Origin of the sequence: Butyricimonas hominis (assembly GCF_014287455.1) — a bacterium.
In the GTDB taxonomy this organism is placed as follows: Bacteria; Bacteroidota; Bacteroidia; order Bacteroidales; family Marinifilaceae; genus Butyricimonas; species Butyricimonas muris.
Map to the genome: position 1 here is coordinate 216,519 of NZ_JACOOH010000005.1, position 21,314 is coordinate 237,832.

18 protein-coding genes are annotated in these 21,314 nt (G+C 39.4%); 12 read left to right on the plus strand and 6 right to left on the minus strand.

Annotation, left to right across the window (positions count from 1 at the left end; translation table 11 throughout):
• Positions 1-4 precede the first annotated feature (4 nt).
• A complete protein-coding gene (locus H8S64_RS12380; RefSeq protein WP_099293630.1) occupies positions 5-499 on the plus strand; it encodes a UpxY family transcription antiterminator in 495 nt (164 codons plus the stop codon).
• 91 nt (positions 500-590) lie between these two features.
• Positions 591-2,300, plus strand: coding sequence for an ATP-binding protein (locus H8S64_RS12385; protein ID WP_186976321.1), 1,710 nt, complete (start codon positions 591-593; stop codon positions 2,298-2,300).
• Between the two features lie 558 nt (positions 2,301-2,858).
• On the opposite strand, the gene H8S64_RS12390 is transcribed toward H8S64_RS12385, so the two are convergent.
• Genes H8S64_RS12390 through H8S64_RS12415 form a run of 6 tightly spaced genes read right to left on the minus strand, consistent with a single transcriptional unit; the run spans position 2,859 to position 8,772 of the window.
• Positions 2,859-3,716: a glycosyltransferase gene (locus H8S64_RS12390; protein ID WP_186976322.1), complete on the minus strand. Its 858-nt coding sequence runs from the start codon at positions 3,714-3,716 to the stop codon at positions 2,859-2,861.
• Entirely contained in the window at positions 3,694-4,554 is an 861-nt protein-coding gene (locus H8S64_RS12395) for a glycosyltransferase family 2 protein (protein WP_186976323.1), read from the minus strand. Before H8S64_RS12395 ends, H8S64_RS12390 begins: the two co-directional genes overlap by 23 nt.
• Entirely contained in the window at positions 4,523-5,701 is a 1,179-nt protein-coding gene (locus tag H8S64_RS12400; RefSeq protein WP_186976324.1) for a hypothetical protein, read from the minus strand. Before H8S64_RS12400 ends, H8S64_RS12395 begins: the two co-directional genes overlap by 32 nt.
• Before the next feature lie 2 nt (positions 5,702-5,703).
• Positions 5,704-6,411, minus strand: a complete 708-nt coding sequence (locus H8S64_RS12405) for a CDP-alcohol phosphatidyltransferase family protein (protein ID WP_186976325.1) — start codon at positions 6,409-6,411, stop codon at positions 5,704-5,706.
• Positions 6,408-7,676, minus strand: a complete 1,269-nt coding sequence (locus H8S64_RS12410; protein WP_186976326.1) for a flippase — start codon at positions 7,674-7,676, stop codon at positions 6,408-6,410. The genes H8S64_RS12405 and H8S64_RS12410 overlap by 4 nt, the downstream gene beginning before the upstream one ends.
• Positions 7,666-8,772 carry a Wzz/FepE/Etk N-terminal domain-containing protein gene (locus tag H8S64_RS12415; RefSeq protein ID WP_186976327.1) on the minus strand — a complete coding sequence of 369 codons (1,107 nt, stop codon included), beginning with the start codon at positions 8,770-8,772 and terminating at the stop codon, positions 7,666-7,668. The genes H8S64_RS12410 and H8S64_RS12415 overlap by 11 nt, the downstream gene beginning before the upstream one ends.
• Before the next feature lie 424 nt (positions 8,773-9,196).
• On the opposite strand from H8S64_RS12415, the gene aepX reads away from it, so the two are divergent.
• From aepX to H8S64_RS12465, 10 genes are all read left to right on the plus strand, one after another.
• Positions 9,197-10,498: a phosphoenolpyruvate mutase gene (gene aepX / locus H8S64_RS12420; protein WP_186976328.1), complete on the plus strand. Its 1,302-nt coding sequence runs from the start codon at positions 9,197-9,199 to the stop codon at positions 10,496-10,498.
• 7 nt (positions 10,499-10,505) lie between these two features.
• Positions 10,506-11,636: a phosphonopyruvate decarboxylase gene (gene aepY, locus H8S64_RS12425; protein ID WP_186976644.1), complete on the plus strand. Its 1,131-nt coding sequence runs from the start codon at positions 10,506-10,508 to the stop codon at positions 11,634-11,636.
• Entirely contained in the window at positions 11,629-12,375 is a 747-nt protein-coding gene (locus H8S64_RS12430; RefSeq protein WP_186976329.1) for a metallophosphoesterase family protein, read from the plus strand. The genes aepY and H8S64_RS12430 overlap by 8 nt, the downstream gene beginning before the upstream one ends.
• 6 nt (positions 12,376-12,381) lie before the next feature.
• Complete coding sequence (locus H8S64_RS12435; protein ID WP_186976330.1) at positions 12,382-13,383, plus strand: NAD-dependent epimerase/dehydratase family protein; 1,002 nt, start codon at positions 12,382-12,384, stop codon at positions 13,381-13,383.
• The gene (locus H8S64_RS12440) at positions 13,380-14,150 is read left to right on the plus strand and encodes a DUF6564 domain-containing protein (protein WP_186976331.1); all 771 of its coding nucleotides are present in this window, start codon (positions 13,380-13,382) and stop codon (positions 14,148-14,150) included. Before H8S64_RS12435 ends, H8S64_RS12440 begins: the two co-directional genes overlap by 4 nt.
• Positions 14,134-15,306 carry a hypothetical protein gene (locus H8S64_RS12445; RefSeq protein WP_186976332.1) on the plus strand — a complete coding sequence of 391 codons (1,173 nt, stop codon included), beginning with the start codon at positions 14,134-14,136 and terminating at the stop codon, positions 15,304-15,306. Before H8S64_RS12440 ends, H8S64_RS12445 begins: the two co-directional genes overlap by 17 nt.
• Before the next feature lie 377 nt (positions 15,307-15,683).
• Complete coding sequence (locus H8S64_RS12450) at positions 15,684-16,586, plus strand: NAD-dependent epimerase/dehydratase family protein (protein WP_186976333.1); 903 nt, start codon at positions 15,684-15,686, stop codon at positions 16,584-16,586.
• Complete coding sequence (locus tag H8S64_RS12455) at positions 16,583-17,554, plus strand: MraY family glycosyltransferase (RefSeq protein ID WP_186976334.1); 972 nt, start codon at positions 16,583-16,585, stop codon at positions 17,552-17,554. Before H8S64_RS12450 ends, H8S64_RS12455 begins: the two co-directional genes overlap by 4 nt.
• A 147-nt stretch (positions 17,555-17,701) precedes the next feature.
• Complete coding sequence (locus tag H8S64_RS12460) at positions 17,702-20,068, plus strand: SLBB domain-containing protein (RefSeq protein WP_186976335.1); 2,367 nt, start codon at positions 17,702-17,704, stop codon at positions 20,066-20,068.
• A 1-nt stretch (position 20,069) separates the two neighbouring features.
• Positions 20,070-21,206 (plus strand): Wzz/FepE/Etk N-terminal domain-containing protein, encoded by a 1,137-nt coding sequence (locus H8S64_RS12465; RefSeq protein WP_186976336.1) that lies wholly within the window; start codon positions 20,070-20,072, stop codon positions 21,204-21,206.
• Positions 21,207-21,314: the final 108 nt, after the last annotated feature.

The window sequence follows — 21,314 nt, forward strand, 5'->3', positions numbered from 1 at the left end:
AATAATGGAGCAGACGAATTGGTATGCTATATATACCGCTTCTCGGGCGGAAAAACGTGTAAAAAAACGACTTGATGAAGCCGGAATCGTGTATTATATCCCTTCGCGTGTGGTGGAGTGGAATTCGGATAATCAGGTAAAACGGGTGGAAGTTCCTCTGTTTAGCAATTGTGTATTCGTGCGGCTTACACGTTCCGAGTTTTCCAAAATTCAAGACATTACCGGCATAATATCTTTTTTACGAGAGGGCGAAACCCCTGTCGTGTATTCCGAGCAACAGATTACATCCTTGCGTCTTTTAAATGATCACGCGGAGGAAATAGATGTTGTTGAAGGTGATATTCCGGTTACTTCTCCCGTTCGTGTCATTCAAGGTAAACTTTTAGGACTTGAGGGAGAATTGCTTGATGAGCCGGGTGTGTGTCGGGTTTTGGTTCGATTGCCCCGGGTTGGTAATGTAATTGCTGCCGTGTCACAGGATAGTGTGGTTCGTTTGTGAACGATTTTGTAATAAATCCCTCTTGTGCTTTTAACCGGAAAGGACTATCTTTGCTTATCTCTTGATTATGAGTTGAACAGCTGAAATGACGATGGAAAATGTAAAGAGAATCCCTTATGGTGTTTCTAACTTTGTAGAGTATTACGTGGACAAGACGATGTATTTGCCCATGCTGGAAGAACAGCCTAATAGTTTGTTCCTTATCCGTCCCCGTCGCTTCGGGAAGAGTATTTTCCTAAGTATGTTACAAGCGTATTACGATATTTCGCAGAAAGAGAAGTTCGAGAAACGCTTCGGGAATTTGTGGATTGGTAAACATCCCACGCCGTTGCGGGGAAGGTATCAAGTTCTTTTTCTCGATTTCTCGAAAGCGGGTGCGGGCATGAGTTCTTTGGAGGAGAATTTCAATTTGTATTGTTGTCGTCAGTTAGACGGGTTCATGGCAACTTACGAGGATGCCTATCTGCCGAGAGTGGTGGAGAGTTTTTACGCTTCGATGTCTGCTGCCGACAAGTTGAGTGTTATCGAGGTGGAGGCAAAACGCTTGGGGTACCCGCTTTACTTGATTGTCGATGAATATGATAACTTTACCAACGTGGTGCTTAACGAGCAAGGTAATGACGTGTATCGTGCTTTAACCCATGCCAGCGGTTTTTATCGCGAGATATTCAAAAAGTTCAAGGGTATGTTCGAGCGTATCTTCATGACGGGGGTAAGTCCCGTGACACTGGACGATTTGACCAGCGGATTCAATATTGGTTGGAATATTAGTACCAAGCACGAGTTCAACATGATGTTGGGATTCTCTGAAACGGACGTGCGAGAGATGCTTCAATATTATAAGGATGCGGGGCGGTTGCCGGGGAACCCGGATATCGAAGCGATGATAACGGAAATGAAGCCGTGGTATGACAACTATTGTTTTGCGGAAGAGAGTTTGGTACGTGACCCGAAGATATTTAATTGCGACATGGTGCTTTATTATTTGCGTAATTACATAAGTCTAGGCAAGTCACCCAAGGAGATGATAGATCCTAATACCCGCACGGATTATAATAAAATGAAAAAACTTCTCCAGCTTGATAAGTTGGATGGTAATCGTAAAGGGGTGTTACGTAAGATTGCGGAAGAAGGACAGGTTGTGGCGAATTTGGAACTGACTTTTCCTGCCTCTGAGATAACGAATCCGGAGGTGTTTCCTAGTTTGCTGTTTTATTACGGTATGTTGACAATTACCGCTACACGGGGTACTCGTTTAGTATTGAGTATTCCCAATAATAACGTACGCAAGCAGTATTACGAATTTATGTTGGAAGAGTACCAAAGCCGGAGGTATATTGATTTGAACAATTTGATAGATTTGTTTGATAACATGGCCTACGATGGTGCTTGGCGAGAAACGTTGGAATTTATTGCCCATGCCTATAAGGAGAATTCTTCGGTGCGTAGTGCTATCGAGGGAGAGCGCAATATACAAGGTTTCTTTACCGCTTACTTGAGTGCGAATGCCTATTACTTGATAGCTCCGGAGATGGAATTGGACCATGGTTACTGTGATATATTCCTGATGCCTGATTTGCTTCATTACGAGGTGAAGCATAGTTATATCATTGAATTGAAATATTTGTCGGCAAAGGATACTGATGTCAAAGCCGAAATGCAATGGTTGGAGGCCACGGAGCAAATAAAGAGGTATGCTGTGGCTCCGCGAGTGAAGCTGATGATACATGACACGAAATTACATTGTATCGTGATGCAGTTCCGTAATCATGAACTAGTGCGGATGGAGGAAGTTTTGTGAAAGTGTTTCTGATGTAATTATTGTTTTCTCACGAGATAATGAGGTCCATTTGTGAACGAAGATTTTGAGATTTTCGGGTATTTGGGGTAAAGAGAGCTATTACTCAATTGTATGAAGACGATTTCAGAAAGATTGATCTTTCCGGGAGAGCATCAATGCTTTCTGCAATAAGTTTTCCAATAAGATTCTTTCTCGTTATCTCGTTTATACAAAGGAACTTCGTAAAGAAGAGCAAATTATTTATCTTCCCGTGTATATGGCTCAATTCCTGTGATTCGAGGTGAATGTCTTACTGAAAACCTATCGTAATACTACCCAAGACCTATAGAAATAAGTACACGGAGGCGGTGAATTGGTGCCTTAAGGGCGGGGATTCTATATTGGAGATAATAGAATCTCTGCGTGATAAACGGAGGAAGACCGGAGGTAGGGTATGACTACGGTATTACTTGGCTAGGATTGCAGTGGGTTCTCTATAGGTTTACATCTTTGTAAATTCTATTGACGAATTGTTGAGTGTTTGTCATTTGCATGTAAAGTCGTTTTCTTGTCATGAATTTATTTATCACATTTTACTTTTTTACGCAAAAAAAACGTATACACTGTATGGCGTAATCGTTTTCCAATTAAACGAATCACACTCTTCATTATCAAATTTATCCCGAATTCCGCAATATTAATTCGCCCGGAACTATACATGTATTTTAATAATCGACTTTCAGATACGACATATTTCCACCCGCCTCGTCGCTCCAGCATCGTGTAACCGCCCCTTGCCCACAACAAAGAATCCCCAATATTAGCAAAGCAATAATTGGCATTGGCTAACCTATTCCAAAGATAATAGTCCTCTAATAGATAAAACGGTTGATAACCGCCTACTGCAAGTATATCCTTTTTTCGGAACATCACCGTCATATGGTTAAATGGATTCCTCCATTTCATAAATACCTTTAACTTCTTATCTTCTTGAGGTAATTTTCTAATTGCTTCTATTTTCTCTTTACAATCAGAGAACTCTTCTATCCAGCTGCCGACAATAGTCACTTCTTGATGTTCTTTCAGAAAGGTAACTTGTTTTTCAAAGCGATTTGGTTTACAAATATCATCGCTATCCATTCGTGCTACTAGGTCAAAAGAACAAGCATCCAATCCAACACGTAATGCCTCTCCTAGTCCCCGATTTTCCTCTAAAGCAATAACCCTTAATTGTTTTCTTTCATTAGAAAAATCAGCAATTACTTGATCCAATTCTTCAGTTAGCGGACCGTCTTTCACTAATACCACTTCATTCGGAGTTAAACTCTGTTCAAATACGCTTTGCAAGGCTTCTCTGAAAAAAAGCGGTTGCTCCTTCGTGTAAACAGCCATTAATACCGAAAAACAGCTTTCCTTATTTACCTGTAATTCCTGCATAAATTCCTTTTAATATTTGCTTCATGTAACTTATACGCGGAGAGACGCATAAAGGATAATAAAAAATTTTTATACTATATTTGAAACCATTAGAAACTTTCCAATACAAGGGTACATATCCCCGATGAACCAATCTAAAATAATTTCGAAATTGATAATATGTACGAAAAGGCGTGGGTATAGCCACTTTCCGAAGAATGAACGGTCGGTCACCTTCTCCTACTTGATGACTCAATTGTACTTTCTCTGAAATAAAAAAGCGCCATCCACCCATCTTCTTGGCTCTCCAGCACCATTCATGATCTACCCCATCAATAAATAAACTCGACTCCATCCCTCCGATCTGCTTGAAATGGACCATAGGAATCAATGATGCAGAACTAATAATTTCTCCAACTTCCGTGATTCCCGGTAAAATTAATTTTCCCTTCTTCACTGCCCCCACGTAGGGTTTTCCTTCGCTCCGATTAAAGGGGCGGGGACCGATTCCTCCGATAGCAATTCCTGTTTGCTGCAAACGAGCGTAATCTGCTAGTAAAGAAATAACTAAATTTTTCGGAGCCAAGCTGTCCTGATCCATAAATAGCACGAAATCAAATTCCTTTTCTTGGAAATAAGCGATCCCTCGGTTCTGTGCCTCGGCAATCCCTAAATTCTCCTTGAAACCACGATAATACACATTGGGATATAAAGTAAGTAATGTTGCCATAAAATCCGGCATATTCACAGAATTATCCCCCAAGAAGATTTCATCCACTTGTTTATTCAATGAGTCTAAAGAAGCTGTCAACAACTCCTGTTGAGGATTATACATTACGAGTACACACCCTATTTTCATCTTCAAGTATTTTATTTGCCATTACTAAAGTTAATATCACAATCACTTGATTCGTATCCAAGATATAAGGATTCGTAAATGCATAAAGAATATAGCATAAATAAGCGAACAACAACCTAGGATCTCGAATCTTCGTGTAAGCCAAAAATAGATTCAACAATATAAAAACAATAAAATTCACAATTCCTAATTGATTAAAGAAATAAACCGTCTGTAACTCGAAATAAACATTTCCAGTGTAATCCCGATAAGCTGTTTTCTCCGAAACCGTATTTCCTAATCCTTTTCCCAGCCAAATAGTCATGTGTTCTTGTCCCATATCTCGTATCAAGACCTCCACTTGATCTTGTCTTGTCCCCATAGAATCTACTTTTTTAGACATGACATTCTCCACGAAAATCAATCCGGGGATAAAAAACAATACAATTAGAAAAGATAATCCTAGAACCTTCATCTGTAATCGTCGGAGAGACTCATTCTGTAAGAAAAAGAGTATAAAATGGAAGAAAAACAAGCTGATTAGGTAAGCAAAGTTTCCGGCAAATACGATAGCCAACAAATATATACACCTGAAGAAACGTTTTCTTTTTTCCGGAAATACAGGTACAAAATACGATAGCATATACACGAAAGGTAATAGTGCGTTACCTTTTACCGGTATATTATAAAAATATCCCGTGAACGTGTAAACGTCTCCCCATCCCTGATTGATAAAATAATGTCGGAGTGGTTCATATGTCTCTAAATTAAAAAAGAGCAAAAGAACAAACTCTAGTCCGATTAGAAATATACATTGTAACAATGTAAAAGCGAACAGCAGCTTGATCATCCGAGAAGGTAAAATGATGAAATAAACCGCTAGTAGGAAGAAAATAATCAGAGCAAAGCGAGCCACGAGGGGCACTTCGTTCCCCTGTAGCAAGGCGTAAAATACCAGAAAGAACCACCAGCAGAGAATAGGCAGAAATGTGCGATAAAATCCGGTTGCATTATAACGTATATTCAATACGACAATACCTAGCAAAGCCAGATTACCGAATATACTATACGACACGAAAGGTACTTGACGAGTAATAATAAGAATCACTACTCCCCATAGTAACATCGATAACGTGTCTTTCAAGCCGATTTTTCTTTCTTCGCTCATCCTTAACCCTTATAACAAAATGCAATCATTCTCAATAAAGCTTGTCCTACTCCTACGACAAAAAACGAGCACCATCCCACGAGTAAATAGAACGTGGGAATTTTCGTGAAATATTCCAACAAGAATATTAATGGAAACAGCAATATAAAATTCGGATATTGGTACATTTGTCGGAAAATATATCGAAATACAGAAGGATTATCAATATTTTCCGTGCCTGTTTCTTTCCGGTGATAGGCTTGAAATGTCAATAAAGCCCGATGTTGGAATTCTATCGAAATAAATACTATAAACACAAAAGCCAATAGCCTCTCGTCATATCTCCCAAGTTGCAAATACGAATACCAAAGAGCCAAATTCATTAATGGATGACAAGTTAGGTGTGCCCAATAATCCATATCCCGCCCGTATGTAGAGAATTGTTTTGTGATTCGAGCCACTTCTCCATCACTGCAATCCATCACATACCACAAATAAAAACAAATGATCCCCGTCACTTTAAAACTCCAATCGGGCAAGGCAAAAAACACAGATCCCATAACCCCGAAGAAAATCATGAATAACGTGATTGTATTCGGTCTCAATTTCCACTCCACGAATCTTGTTGAAAAAAAAGGAGACAGCGGCATACATAGCCAATCCGCTACCAATCTGGTATTCCATTTCCCCATGGGAGTAAAAGTTCGTACCTCTTTATAACTCAAACTCATTTTATTACTTTTTTTATTATACTCTGTCCGTAAAGCTGATATTTATGTCCGCCCCAAGCCCGAACTAATAACAATAATGTTTCTGTCATCACCACGACCCAAGCCACGCTATAAATAGAAATCCATCCGCTACCCCACAAACAAGTAATTATAACAATATGTACCAATGAAACTCCAACTAGCGAATAGTTTGTAAAATTAGGATGTCCCAATGCTGCCAAAAATGGATATCCCAGCAATGTGTTTGGCAAAGCTACCAAGCAGGCAAGCAGAAAAATATACATCACGTTCACACTAGATTCATCCACATTCTGAAACAATAAATGCATAATATCCGATATACATAAGGCAACAATAATAACCAAGCAAATATTAGCCAAATTCGACCAAATAAAAATCTTCTTGAAAAGGGCTACTCTTTTGTTTTTCGTCATATAAGGAAATATTGCAGACACTAAAGGTTGGTATATCCCTGTTAACGCTTGATAAACCTTGTCTGCCAAAGAGTAATAGCCAACTGCGGTGTTACCTAAAACCAATCCTAACACAAAGGTATTGGTATTCGTAAACATCGAAACAGAAATTCGTGATAGAAAATAATTGGCACTATCTTTTGTCACGGTCATAATATTTTTTATTTTTGGAAAAAAGAAGTTTACTCCAAACCGTTTTTTCATCAAATAAAGGCAAATGATTCCACTCCCGATACTCCCCACACTATAACAAATCGGGATATAAAAATAATCAGCACTATCTTTTACCACAAAGAATAAAGGTGTTAGGCTCAATACTTTTGTTACGACAGTCATTATCGTGATAAATCTCATTTGCTCCATTCCTTGAAAGAACCAGTAGGGAGACATAATATTTCCTACTACCTGCCCAAAAAATAACAAGAAGAACATCTTTTCTTGTCTTAGAGAAGGAATTAGAAACAAACAAATCAATAAGATGACGAAAGAAACGATACAAATCCCCATGCGGGAAAAAGTTGCACTATTCACATAAGTATTGATCGCCTCTTTCTGATCTCTGTTTTCTGCGATATAGCGAGTCCCAGATAATCCGAAGCCGAAATCGGTCACGATCAGAAAGTATTGCATAAAAGCAATAGCAAAATTTACTAACCCGTAATGCTCCACTCCCAGATGGTTGTAAAGATAAGGTATCGTGATCAACGGCAAAAGATAATTTATCCCCTGCAAAATGGCTAACGAGAGAAAATTCTCAACTAGCGGATTTCCTATCAGTCGCTTATTCAACATCTTTTACTTGATCCCCTTTCACCGAAAAATGACGCATCAAAAATTTACTTCGAGTCACTTCTGCTATATAAGGTAGTGTGATTACCAATACCATTCCTAAAAATAGTCCGAGAGCCACGAATGCGGTTAAAATAATTCCCCGTCTTGGAGCTGATGCTTGATAAGGTACGTAAACTTCTTCTAACATAGTAAATACCGGCGTGTTATCCTGTGTCTTTAACTTTAATCTTTCCAATTTTCCATTCAACTCTTGATAACTACCGTAAAGATGTTGATATTCAGCTAATAGATAGCCTTTCTGTATATCAATATTTCCAGTGGAAAGAATATGTTGTTTCGTCTGCAATTCTGCCATTTCCTGTTGTTTGGCTTTCAATTCCTGCATAACTACTCCTATTTGCCGTTTTAAAAATACCCATTGTTCTTCAATTTTTGCAGAACGGTAATTCGTTACTTCTTCTTTCAGCAACGACAGTACATTTTGGGCTAAACGAGCCGCAACCACGGGGTCTCCTGTTGTCACTTGCAACAAAGCATTGTCCTCCCCAATCCATAAAACCACACCTCTTTGCAATACATCTGTTGCCCGTTGTTCTTTTGGTGATAATATAAGCAATGAAGTGTCTCGTTCCATAGCATTTTCAAAACCTCCCTTTTTTGCCGTTCGAATCGTGGCGGGTAATCCTATCGTGTATTTCTTTAGCCAACGGCCAAAATGAAAAGGATGATACTCATCAGAACTCAAGTATTCCACTAAATTAACTTTTTTCCCATCTTTTCCTTCCCAAACGGGCATATACATGACCTTTTTACGAAAGGTCACATTTTCTACAACTCGTGGGTATAATCCTGGGTTTAGCACTTCATTTGCCTCGTAAATACTTGGACTCTCCCTTTGTAAATAAGCATCCAAAGCACTTTTGTCTAAATCCGTTTGCGGTTTTTGGGGTATAAAAGAGGAAATAGAAGTATATTGTTTTGAACTCAATAACACAACAAGCACGCCCAAACACAAACATATAAACGTAGTCTTAAGAATAAAAGACTTTTTTCTCCATAACAATCGGATCAAATCCGTTACATCAAATTCTTGCATAAAACATTTTTAAAAGGTTAGCCAACTTATTAAGGATGCTGTATTTGCGAAATAGTTGCGTTAACCTGTGATTATTTATATTATGGGAGGGTAAACCACCCCTCTCTATTCTTTCTCCGCACAAAAGTACATTATTTGTTTTCAACTCACAACTGCCTGAGGCTGTAAATTAAACTCTACATGTACCGAAAATCATCTTTATCAATTTCAAGGTGCTCTTTAGAATTGGTTGATCCAGTATTATATAAATTGATTCAACGTGTAATGGTCTGGGATTGATTTATGAACAGTAAATATAGTGGGAATCGTATTATTTTATGTATCTTTGGCGAGTTTCTATACGGCATAAATTTTTTCATATTATTGAGTAAATAGTAGGTTGATTTTCAGTATAATTTGAAATTAGAATATAGAATTGTAGAGTATGCAGAAGGTGGTTTATTTAGGCATGACGGCGGATATAATGCATCCGGGATTAATTAATATTATTAAGGAAGCTACCAAATATGGAGAAGTTTTGATCGGATTATTAACCGATAAAGCTATAGCCTCACATAAGCGTTTGCCTCATTTGTCCTATGAACAAAGAGAGGAAGTTGTTGCTAATATTAAGGGGGTTAGTCGAGTAGTTCCGCAAGAAGAATGGAGTTATGTCCCCAATTTGTTGAAATATAAACCTGATTATATTATTCATGGGGATGATTGGGTCGGAGGTCCTTTGAAACAAATTAGGGAAGATGTTTTTCGTGTAATGAAAGAAATTGGAGGCGAAGTGATAGAGATCCCTTATACAAAGGGAATTAATTCGTCAGGTTTGGATAAGGACATTAAAGCTATCGGGACAACTCCGGATGTCCGACTGAAAACTCTTCGTCGATTGATTGCCGCAAAGCCGATCGTGAGAATACTAGAGGCACATAGTGGTTTGTCCGGTTTAATTATCGAGAGTATTTCTTTACAGAAAGGGGATAAATTACAAGCTTTTGATGGTATGTGGTCCAGTAGTTTGACGGATTCTACCAGTAAAGGTAAACCGGATATCGAGGCTGTTGATCTTACGACTCGTTTGCAGGATTTGAATAATATATTGGAGTGCACGACGAAACCGATTATTTTTGATGGAGACACGGGTGGAAAAATAGAACATTTTGTGTTTACGGTTAGGACGTTGGAACGTCATGGTATTTCTGCTGTTATTATAGAAGATAAAGTTGGATTGAAGAAGAATTCTTTGTTTGGAACGTCTGTTCAACAGCACCAAGCTACAATCGAGGAGTTTAGTGACAAGTTGCGTGCGGGAAAAAATGCGCAGGTTACAAAGGAATTTATGATTATCGCTCGAATTGAAAGTTTGATTTGCGGACAGCCAGTAGAAGATGCCCTCGAAAGGGCTTTTGCTTACGTGGAGGCGGGTGCTGATGGTGTGATGATTCACAGTAAAGACAAGTCGGGAGAAGATATAAAGGCGTTCTGTCAAAAATTCCGAGAGAAAGATAAAGTGACTCCTATCGTGGTTGTACCCACGACGTATAATCAGTTTACTGAAACAGCACTGAACGAATGGGGAGTAAATATCGTGATTTACGCCAATCACATGTTGAGGGCTTCTTATCCGGCAATGTACAATGTGGCAAGAATAATCCTTGAGAATGAAAGATCTCTGGAGGCAGATCCTTATTGTATGCCAATAAAACAAATATTAGAATTGATTCCGGGAACAAAATAGATTGATGATGGTTGATGTAAAAAAAGTGTACGACGCCTTTATTGCCCAAGGAGTGGATTTCTTTACCGGGGTTCCGGATTCATTACTGCAAAGTATTTGTGCGTATATTACAGATTTTACCCCGGAAGAAAAAAATTTAATTGCAGCTAATGAAGGCGCTGCAGTTGGGGTTGCTGCCGGATATTATCTGGCAACAGGTAAAATTCCGTTGGTGTATATGCAAAATTCCGGTTTAGGGAATGCTATTAATCCTTTGTTATCGTTAGTTGATGAAAAGGTGTATAAATTGCCAATGTTGTTTATGGTAGGATGGCGCGGAGAACCGGGTATAAAAGATGAGCCTCAACATAAAAAGCAGGGGGAGGTTACTATTGCTTTGTTGGAGGCGATGCAGATTCCGTATACGATATTGGATGAAAGGGAAGAGCTAGCATTGCAACAAATACAAAATGCGATTGTACAGGTTAAAAACGAGAGTATTTCTCATGTTCTGCTTATCCGTAAAGGATTATTCGGTAAGTATAAATTGCAGAAAGAGGTAGAAAATGATTATCCGTTGTCACGGGAAGAGGCTTTGAAGATCACTGTTGCTCACTTGAAGGAACGGGATATTGTTGTGTCTACCACGGGAAAGTTGTCAAGGGAATTATATGAATATAGGACAGCGTTAGGGCAAGGGCATGCGAGAGATTTTCTGACCGTTGGTTCTATGGGGCATGCATCTTCAATTGCATTGGGGATTGCTATTGAGAAGACTGATCGGGAAGTTTTTTGTTTTGATGGTGATGGGGCTTTTATTATGCATATGGGGGCGATTAGTAATATTGGCGAGTTGGCACCAATGAATTACAGGCATTTCGTATTTAATAATGGAGCACATGAGTCTGTCGGCGGACAACCGACGGTGGCATTTTATCTGGATATTCCTGCTGTGGCAAAAGCCTGTGGATATAAACATGTGTTTGTGGCAAAAACTAAAGATGAACTTGAAAGAATATTGATGAATATAAGGGAAGTTAAGGGGCCAATGTTACTGGAAATTCGAGTGAGGATTGATTCGAGAGGAGATCTTGGGCGTCCAGCAACTTCTCCTGTTGAGAATAAGCATGATTTTATGAATTTTCTTAAGAATGGGTAGTAAGTTTGTTATATTATCGGATATACACGCGAATTTATCTGCACTAAAGGCGGTAATACGGGATTTTAAAGAAAAGTATAAACCTGATGGAATATTTTTTTTAGGGGATATCATAAATTACGGGATGCGTCCTAATGAGGTTATACTGGAAATAAAAGCCTTGTCAAAAGAATACGAAGTAATGTGTAATTTATTCGGTAATCACGAAAAGGCTTTGATGGATAGTACACATTTTTCTCGTTTTTCGAGTGAACGGGGACGTGTTACTTTAAAGTATACGAAAGATATTTTGACAGCTGATAGTTACGAGTATATTCAAAGTCGAATGCAGGGCGAAGGATATGCAGAAATATTATTAAATGGTCGTTCTGTATTGTGTTTGCATGGGGAGTTGCGGGATGTGTACTGGGGAAAATTGACTTCAGAATCAATGAAAGAAGAAAGTTACTCGAAGTATGATTATGTATTGTCAGGACATACTCATTTCCCTCTTCATGTAGAAATGTTTTATGCTGGAGGATGTATTGAGTTTAGGGGAAAGAAAAGGACTGTGTTTATGAATCCGGGATCGATTGGACAACCGAGGAATCACAATCCCAAAGCTCAATATTTATACTGGGATATGGGAACCGATACATTTCACTATAATGCTGTCGAATATGATATTGCTTTAGAACAAAGTTTATATACTGATGCGGTAGATGTGTTTTATAAAAACAGATTGTTAAACGGTATTTGATAAGATATGAAAAAGAATGCATATATAATAAGTGGGGTGACGGGGATGACTGGAAATGAGTTGGCTCGTCAATTAGTAAAAAAAGAGGAAAATCGAGTAGTGGGGTTTGACAATTTTTTTGCTAGTTCTATTGATTCGGTTCGTGATCTACTCGGTAGGGAGAATTTTGAATTCTTCCAATACGATTTGAATAATGCGAAGCAGATGGAGATGGTTGGTCGAATTGCTCTTGAAGCAGTAGAGGATGGTTGTGATGTTTTTTATATAAATTGTGCTGCCGTTGTTCATACCGAGCATTTTTATAAAGTTGAAAATACTTTTATGACAAATGTTACTGGCATGAAGAATTTTTTGGATCAGGCAATAGAAATAGGAGCTAAAGCCTATATTAATTGCTCAACCTCAGAGGTATATTCTATGCAATCGTGGAACGAAAACGGAGGGGTGAGAGAGTGTGATTATTTAGTATTGGCTACGGCTGAACATAGCCAACGTACAAGTTATGCTGTAGGGAAATTGTTGACGGAGTTTTTCATGAAAGATGCGGTTGATAGGGGACTGATTAAAGGATGCTCTATCCGTTTTGCTAATGTTTATAGTGATCATGAGTTGTATCCCAAGCATATCATTCCCCATATTATAACAAGTTTGAAGAACAAAGGTGAAGTTGAGTTATTGGAAAATTCGAAGAAAAATAAACGTTCTTTCTTGCATAATATTGATAGTTGTCGGGCTATACTTGCATTGTTGGGTTCTATAGAGGCGTTGGATGGTTCTGTTTATAATGTGGCAACAGACGAGGAGATATCTATTGTTGAATTGGTAGAGTTAATCGCATCTAAGTTAGGGATTAAAGAACCTGCTATTTTGTTTTCAGGTTACCGGGCTTCAGATCCGGAACGCAGGATTTTGAATACTGAAAAAATTAGGCAAAGGGCCCGATGGGAGCCTATTGTGAAGCTTTCGCAAGGTTTGGATATGTGTTTAGGTAAAGAATGTAAGGAATGAAAGCCGTAATCATTACAGTTGCAGGTACAGCTACCCGCTTTAATCGGGACACGGAAGAAGAGGTCTTGAAATGTCTTTATTATAAAGATAAACCTGAAAATAGCTTATTATATCAAATTCTTCAGAAAGCTGATGGAGTAGATCAATATATTATTGTTGGAGGATATCTGTATGATAAATTAGTAGAATATGTTGATGTATTTTGCCAGAGATTTAGGGCTCGGATAAAATTAGTCTATAATGATAAGTATAACACGTATGGCTCCGGCTATAGTTTGATTAAAGGTATTGAGGCTATTAGTTGGGCGGATGAAGTGATCTTCGTGGAGGGGGATTTGTTTTTTGATTCTGAAAGTTTTGAAAACGTGCTAAGGTCTGAAAAAGATGTTGTAACAGTGAATAGGGAATTGATCTTGGCTGATAAAGCGGTTGTTTTATATGTAGATCAAGATTATCTTGTGCGTTATATTTACGATGTAAGTCATAAGTTGTTGAATATTCCGGTGGCTTTTAGAGCTGTTTATAATTCTGCCCAGATTTGGAAATTTTTGAACTTTCCAAAATTGAAGGGTGTTGTTTCGGAATTGACTGCTCAACAGGTGCAAGGAACAAACTTGGAGATAATACAAGGATATTATGGTAATATTAAGTGTCATGATATATCTGTTTGTGTTATTGAGGAATGGGAAAACTGTAATACTGTGGCTGATTATTTAAAGATATATTCTAAAATTGAAAATGATAATTCGAATGAAAGCGACAAATGATAAATTAAATCTGTTACGGCAAAAGCTGGAGGCTGATGGTGTTGTGAAAGTGATGATCATGGGACTTGGAAGTGTTGGGGGATATTTGCTAGACTATCTTGTTGGATTACAAGATGAAAAAATGGAAATTGTTGTGGTTGGAAGAAATTTGGATAAATTAATTCAAGATGTTAATATAGTGCGAACGGCAGCTGTGATTCGAGGGGTTCTAAGGAGTAAAATCACGGTAGATGGTGCTTGTGATCTAGACCATATAGATTCCATTACAGAAACAATAGCCCGTTATCAGCCGGATATTATCGTTAACAGTAGTAGGGTGTATGCAGGTTTAAAGTATGGTAGTATATCTTGGCATACTTTGAGAGCGTATGGTATTTGGACACCACTTTCAATACGCTATGCCCGTAATATTATGGAAGGATGTGAGCTTGCTGGAAGTCATGCAATTGTTATTAATACCTCATATTCTGATGCCGTGATTCCTTGGTTAAAATCTGCCGGTAAATTATATCCTGATTTCGGTAGTGGTAATTTGAATCATTTGATTCCGCGGATTAAATTTTATGTAGGAGAACAATGTGAAATTGCCAATTTGAATGATATAGATGTTACTTTGGCTGTTAGTCATTTTCATGATGTTGTGATCAGTAAGGAGGGACAGGCTGAAGGGCAAAAAATTTTATTGGATGTTAAGTACCAAGGTCATAACGTGGAGATCGAACAATCGGAGATTTTTAAACACTGTGCAATTGCGATGCCTGTGGATCAGAAGAGAAATATGATGAATGCATCGAGCAATTTCGATATCATTTATACGATCTTGGAAGCTATACGTTTAAAGAAGAAAATGAAAGTACATTCACCGGGGGTACAGGGGGAAATAGGAGGGTATCCTTATATTATCGATGGGGAGAATGTCGATTCTTATTTTGATGAAAGTATTTTTTCGATGTCCCAGATGAGGCAAGCTAATAGAGAATCAATAGCTCTTGATGGTATTGAAAATGTTATTAATGGAAATTTGGTATACACGGATGTTTTAGTGGAAAAGGTGAAGAATGCTTTTGGGGTGATTTTGCCTAAAGTTGTTCACTTTAATGAAATTGATGAAGTGGGACATTTTCTCATAGAACAAATTATTATGAGAAATAAATGATGGGTACTTATATAAAGGGTGTAGTTGTGTAATGCGGGGAGAATGAATATATGAATCGTTTTTTATTGCGAAATATTTTAGACAAAAAATAAGATTATATTGCTGACTTGTTAAGGATTTGTTAAAAACAAAAAAACTCACGTTGTTGACGCAACCTTTATCATATCTTCGCGTCTTGAAAGTAAAAAGCAACGCACACAACACACTATTATTAATTATATGAATACAAATCAAACATTTAAGGTCTACACGACGTAAACAAGCTTTGGAAAACGAGGAGGCGTTTTTCACAGAAAATGAATAATGCGTAAAGGAGATTGTTTAGGGTCCATAAAATGGACAAAGTAAGATTTTATGCCGTTTAAATAGATCGAGGAATGAAAAGAATATTGATAATTGGAGGGAGTAGCTTTATCGCTGGACAGTTTATTCGGAATTACCAGTCGGTGGATTCGATAACTTGTTATAGTCGGCGTCCTACAGGATACGATAAGGAAATCGTGGTAAAGGCGTTTTGGGATATGCCTGTGGAGTCGTTCGTCGGGTTTGACGCGGTAATTAATTTTGCTGCTATCGTACACCGTCCGGAAGAGAAGAATCAGGAACTTTATGATGAGGTGAATTATCGTATGGCTTGCGTGTTGGCTCAGAAAGCCCGTCAGGCAGGCGTTCGTCAATTTATTCAAATGAGTACGATTGCCGTGTTTGGTACTGCCAGTCGTATTTCTACAGCAACACCGGAAATGCCGAGGACTTATTATGGAAGTTCTAAGTTGAAAGCTGATAAGGAGTTGTTGGCGATGAGTGATCACGAGTTCAAGACAGTGATTATTCGTCCCCCGATGGCTTATGGTGGTGGTATGGCACCGGGAAATATGATGCGTTTGATTCGTTTGGTGAATCGTCATATACCGCTTCCGTTCGGTTCGGCTCGGAATCGTCGTGATTTTATTAACGTGAAGAATTTGATAGAGTTTATCCATTTAACCGTGGAGAAAGAGGCTGAAGGTATTTTCTACCCGACAGATAAAGAACCCTATTCAACACGTAATGTTATAGAGGTGATTTCTGAACAGTTGGGTGTTCACACGATTAATTTACCTTCCCCGTCTTTGTTTTTGAGAATGGTTGAGAAAATTCGCCCGGATCTTTATCAGAAGTTGTGGGGTGATGTTGTGATAGATCGTCAATTGGCTTTAAATTCTATCGGTTATGAACCTCGTTATACTTTGGAAGACGGGATTCGTGAGATGGTTGAATCGTTCAAGCAAAGGAAATGATAGACTGGATTTACGGGTTTGTTCTCCTTCTACTTTTTGTGATGGAGAACATTTATTTTAAAATAGCGGAAAGATACAAAATCATGGATATTCCTAACGAGAGGAGTTCCCATCATACAATTACCCTGCGAGGAGGCGGGGTGATTTTTTATTTGGGAGTGCTCGTTTACGGGTTGACTTTCGGTTTTTTCGCCCCGTGGTTTTTGTGCGGGTTGACGTTGGTGGCGGTAGTGAGTTTTATGGATGATATGCATCCGCTTTCGGCGAAGTTGCGTTTGCTGGTGCAGACTTTTGCTTTGTTGCTTTTGTTGTTGCAGTTGGGGGTGCACGAGGTTTCGTGGGGATACGTGATTGTGGCTTTGTTCGTTTGCTTGGCTGTTCTGAATATATACAATTTTATGGATGGCATCAACGGGATTACCGGGGGATATAGCTTGGTTGTACTGTTGGCTTTGTGGGGGATAAACGCTTGGGTAATACAGATTGCGCCCGCGGGTTTTATTCCGGTGGTTATTCTGTCATTGTTGGTATTTAATTTCTATAATTTCAGGACTCGCGCAAGGTGTTTTTCCGGTGACGTGGGGGCTGTTGCTATTGCTTTTATACTTCTTTTCCTGCTAGGGACTTTTATCATGCGCACGGGGGAGATTTCGGTGTTGATTTTATTGGGCGTGTACGGGGTTGACGGTGTGTTGACAATTATTCATCGTTTGATGTTGAAAGAGAATATAGGACAACCGCATCGGAAGCATTTGTATCAATTGTTGGCTAACGAGGCGAAGATTCCCCATTTGTCGGTATCTTTTTTTTATATGGCAACACAGGCGCTTGTCGGGGGAGGGTATTTGCTTGTTTTGAAATATGCTCCGGCGTATACTCTTTTTTACGCTATCGTGAGTTTGGTGGTGCTTGTGGCGGTTTATCTTCCGTTGCGTCGTAAATATTACGCTTTATTGGAAGAGAAGTAATATTTTTCGCGTATCCATTTTTCATTTTCAATTAATACAGTATCTTTGCGGTCGATCCGGCTATTCGGTTTACGGTTTGCCCCGTGAGGGGGCGGTTTGGCTGTAAACCGAGAGGATGGTTGCGTAAAAACATTCAAAAAAAGTAATATGAGATTTTTAATATTGATCGTACTAATACTTGGCGTATCGAGGTTTGCTTTTGCCCAAATGTCAGATACACAAGTGGTAGAAGCTGTGAAAGAGGCACAGGCTCAAGGCAAGAGTCAAGATGAGATTGTGGTCATGTTGGCAGAAAAGGGGGTAACTAAAGAACAGGTTTTGCGAATTAAAGAACATTACGAGAAAGATCAGGCTACTCAAGGTGGTTTGGCACAGGGAAAACGGGAGCGATTGGAAACTATTTCTGTCGGTAACCGGGATGTAGTGTTGGTCACTGAAGGTAATAAAACGAGTGTTTTCGGAAGGAACCTTTTTAGTAATAAGAATCTTACTTTTGAACCGAATTTGAATATTCCGACACCGGATAATTACAAGTTGGGACCGGGAGATGAGGTGATTGTTGATATTTGGGGAAATTCGGAAACTACAATCCGTCAAGTGATTTCTCCGGAAGGGAATATTAACGTGCCGGGAATTGGACCGATTTATTTGAATGGTAAGCAGATTAAAGAAGCTTCTTCTTATTTGACGAATGTGTTCGGGCGAATTTATTCGGATTTAATATCGGGTGACCCGAAGACTTTTTTAAAGCTTTCTTTAGGGCAAATACGAAGTATTCGGGTGAATGTCATGGGTGAGGTCGTTATGCCGGGAACTTACACGTTGCCGTCGTTAGCAACTATTTTTCATGCGTTATATTCTGCGGGTGGGGTGAGTAATGTCGGAACGTTGCGAGATGTAATATTGTACCGAAACGGGAGACCGTTCAAACATATTGATGTGTATGAATATATAATGAAGGGTGATGATAGTGTTGATATTACCTTGCAGGATGGTGATTTGATAAATATCGGTACGTACCAAAAAATAGTGACGATCTCGGGAAATGTAAAACGTCCGATGCGTTATGAATTGAAAAATGACGAAAGCTTGGAACAATTGTTGGAGTACGCAGGTGGGTTTTCCAGTAACGCATATAAAAAGAATTTGAACGTGAGTCGTAAAGGTGATACCGAATATCAAATGTTTACGCTCTTTAGTGACGAGTACCCTTCTTTTATCATGGAAAACGGGGATGTCGTGAAAGTTGATTCAATTTTGAATAAATATGAAAATAAGGTTTCTGTAACCGGTGCTGTATTCCGTCCCGGGGATTATGCGATTAACCCCATGATTGTGACTTTGAAGGATTTGCTTGCGATAGCCGAGGGACCAAGAGAGGATGCTTTCTTGAATCGGGCTATATTGTATCGTGAGAGAGAAGATTTAACTCGTGAAGCTCTTGCAATAGATCTTGGTAAATTTATAAAAGGTGAAGTTGAGGATATTATTTTGAGGAAGAATGACGTGTTGTATGTCCCCTCGAAAACCGCTTTGCGAGAAGGTTACGTGATACAAATCCGAGGAGAAGTGAAGAACCCGAAAGAATATAATTTCGTGGAGGATATGACCATAGAGGATGCAATTATTCAAGCCGGGGGACTTTTGGAGTCGGCATCCGAGGTACGAGTGGATGTTTCCCGAAGAATAAAATCACCGAAAAGTACGACCGAGGCACCAGAAGAGGCGGAATTATTCACGTTCGCGTTGAAGGACGGGTTGATGGTGGATGGTATTAAGAATTTCGTTCTGGAACCGTTTGATGAGATTTACGTACGTCGTTCGCCGGGATACCGGGAGCAACAGAACGTGAGGGTTGACGGAGAGATACTTTATCCGGGGACGTACGCGAAAACATCTATTAATGATAGGCTTTCAGATTTGGTGGCACGTGCCGGTGGAATAACATCCAAGGCTTACCTGAGAGGTGCTCGTTTGGAGCGTCGGATGAATCAGGATGAACGAATGAGGATGGCGTCAGCCCAAAAGTTGGCAAAATTTACGGAAGGTGATTCCATATCTATGGAAAGTTTGGATTTAGCTCAGACTTATTTTGTTGGTATTGATTTGGAGAAAGCTTTGGCTAATCCGGGGGGAGAGGATGATTTAGTACTTAGAGAAGGAGATGTCCTACATGTTTCTAATTTTGTGAATACGGTAAAAATCAGTGGAGCGGTGATGTACCCGAATGCGGTTACATACAAGAATAAAATGAAGTTGAGAGATTATATAGATAATGCCGGAGGATATGCTATGAACGCTAAAAAGCGTAGGGCTTACGTGATTTATCCGAATGGAACATTGGCGGTACGGAGAGGGGGACGGAATCCGAAAATTGAACCGGGATGTGAGATTATAGTCCCGATGAAGTTGGAGCGAAAGAATAGATTGGGTTTACCTGAAATATTAAGTCTGACTTCTTCGACGACTTCTATTGCCGCTATGGTTACATCAATTCTTAATAGCACGAAGTAGTATGGAACAGGAGATAAAAAGACAGACAAATCAGATTCCGCAAGATGAAGAGATTGATTTGGTGGAAGTCATCCGGAAATTGTGGAAGAACCGTAAGTTAATCATTAAGATCACGGTTGTCTTTATGGTGATAGGTGTGCTGGTTGCTCTTTTTAGTCCGAAAGAGTATTCTGCAGGGTGTACAATGGTTCCGCAAGTGGGAGATAAGAAAGCAAGTGGCGGATTGAGTGGTTTGGCTTCGATGGTGGGTATTAATTTGGGTTCCATGGGTGGGGGTGAAGTTCTTGCCCCGACGATTTATCCCAAGATATTGGCAAGTGTTCCTTTTAAAAAGGAGTTGATGGCAACACCTTTGAAATTCGAGGAGTACGAACAGCCTATCACTTTGTTTGATTATTACACGAAAGACGAGTATAAAAAATTCAGTCTTTTCGGGGTTGTTAAAAAGTACACGATTGGTTTGCCGGGGGTAATCATCGGCGCTATTCGAGGGGAAGATACAACACAAATTATGGCGGAGCAAGGCTCGGCGATTCAATCGCTTTCGAAGGATGAAAAAGAGGTAGCCGAGATATTGGATAAGATTGTTTCGTTGAACGTGAATGATAAAGACGGATACGTGCAGTTGTCTGCTTCTATGCCTGAGCCTTTGGCCGTAGCACAGTTGGCACAACAAGCGCAGAAGTTGTTGCAAGAGTACATTACTCGTTTCAAGATTGAGAAGGTGCAGTCGAATCTGGACTTCGTGCAAAAACAATATGATAAGGCGAAAGAACGTTACGAGGTAAGGCAGGATGAACTTGCCAAGTTCCGGGATGCCAATAAAGGATTTGTTTCGGCTGTGGCCAAGACGAGGGAGGATATGTTGACTAACGAGTATAATCTTGCCTATAGTGTATACTCGGAATTGGCGAAGCAATTGGAACAGGCTGAAATCGCCGTGAATGAAACAACCCCTATATTAACGGTTGTTGAGCCGGTAGTGGTTCCCGTGGAACGCTCGAAACCCAAAAGAGGGTTGATATGTGTGCTTTTTACATTCTTGGGTGGTTTTGCCGGAATAGGTGTGGTGTTGGGATTACCGTTTTTGGCTAACACGTTCGGGAATGATAAATTGAAAAAATGGATAAAAGAATAGTCCGGAGCTGAGGGGCTGTAATTAAAATCACGAGGGCGGAGAATAAAATGTTCTCCGCCCTCGTGATTTTTTTTTTTTTCGAATGGAGTTAATCCTTTTCCGTGTAGG

What these genes read in the sequence shown, in the direction of transcription:
- H8S64_RS12380 (WP_099293630.1), top strand. Translation starts at nt 5, where the DNA reads ATGGAGCAGACGAATTGGTATGCTATATATACCGCTTCTCGGGCGGAA.
- H8S64_RS12385 (WP_186976321.1), top strand. Translation starts at nt 591, where the DNA reads ATGGAAAATGTAAAGAGAATCCCTTATGGTGTTTCTAACTTTGTAGAG.
- H8S64_RS12390 (WP_186976322.1), bottom strand. Translation starts at nt 3,716, where the DNA reads ATGCAGGAATTACAGGTAAATAAGGAAAGCTGTTTTTCGGTATTAATG.
- H8S64_RS12395 (WP_186976323.1), bottom strand. Translation starts at nt 4,554, where the DNA reads ATGAAAATAGGGTGTGTACTCGTAATGTATAATCCTCAACAGGAGTTG.
- H8S64_RS12400 (WP_186976324.1), bottom strand. Translation starts at nt 5,701, where the DNA reads ATGAGCGAAGAAAGAAAAATCGGCTTGAAAGACACGTTATCGATGTTA.
- H8S64_RS12405 (WP_186976325.1), bottom strand. Translation starts at nt 6,411, where the DNA reads ATGAGTTTGAGTTATAAAGAGGTACGAACTTTTACTCCCATGGGGAAA.
- H8S64_RS12410 (WP_186976326.1), bottom strand. Translation starts at nt 7,676, where the DNA reads ATGTTGAATAAGCGACTGATAGGAAATCCGCTAGTTGAGAATTTTCTC.
- H8S64_RS12415 (WP_186976327.1), bottom strand. Translation starts at nt 8,772, where the DNA reads ATGCAAGAATTTGATGTAACGGATTTGATCCGATTGTTATGGAGAAAA.
- aepX (WP_186976328.1), top strand. Translation starts at nt 9,197, where the DNA reads ATGCAGAAGGTGGTTTATTTAGGCATGACGGCGGATATAATGCATCCG.
- aepY (WP_186976644.1), top strand. Translation starts at nt 10,506, where the DNA reads ATGGTTGATGTAAAAAAAGTGTACGACGCCTTTATTGCCCAAGGAGTG.
- H8S64_RS12430 (WP_186976329.1), top strand. Translation starts at nt 11,629, where the DNA reads ATGGGTAGTAAGTTTGTTATATTATCGGATATACACGCGAATTTATCT.
- H8S64_RS12435 (WP_186976330.1), top strand. Translation starts at nt 12,382, where the DNA reads ATGAAAAAGAATGCATATATAATAAGTGGGGTGACGGGGATGACTGGA.
- H8S64_RS12440 (WP_186976331.1), top strand. Translation starts at nt 13,380, where the DNA reads ATGAAAGCCGTAATCATTACAGTTGCAGGTACAGCTACCCGCTTTAAT.
- H8S64_RS12445 (WP_186976332.1), top strand. Translation starts at nt 14,134, where the DNA reads ATGAAAGCGACAAATGATAAATTAAATCTGTTACGGCAAAAGCTGGAG.
- H8S64_RS12450 (WP_186976333.1), top strand. Translation starts at nt 15,684, where the DNA reads ATGAAAAGAATATTGATAATTGGAGGGAGTAGCTTTATCGCTGGACAG.
- H8S64_RS12455 (WP_186976334.1), top strand. Translation starts at nt 16,583, where the DNA reads ATGATAGACTGGATTTACGGGTTTGTTCTCCTTCTACTTTTTGTGATG.
- H8S64_RS12460 (WP_186976335.1), top strand. Translation starts at nt 17,702, where the DNA reads ATGAGATTTTTAATATTGATCGTACTAATACTTGGCGTATCGAGGTTT.
- H8S64_RS12465 (WP_186976336.1), top strand. Translation starts at nt 20,070, where the DNA reads ATGGAACAGGAGATAAAAAGACAGACAAATCAGATTCCGCAAGATGAA.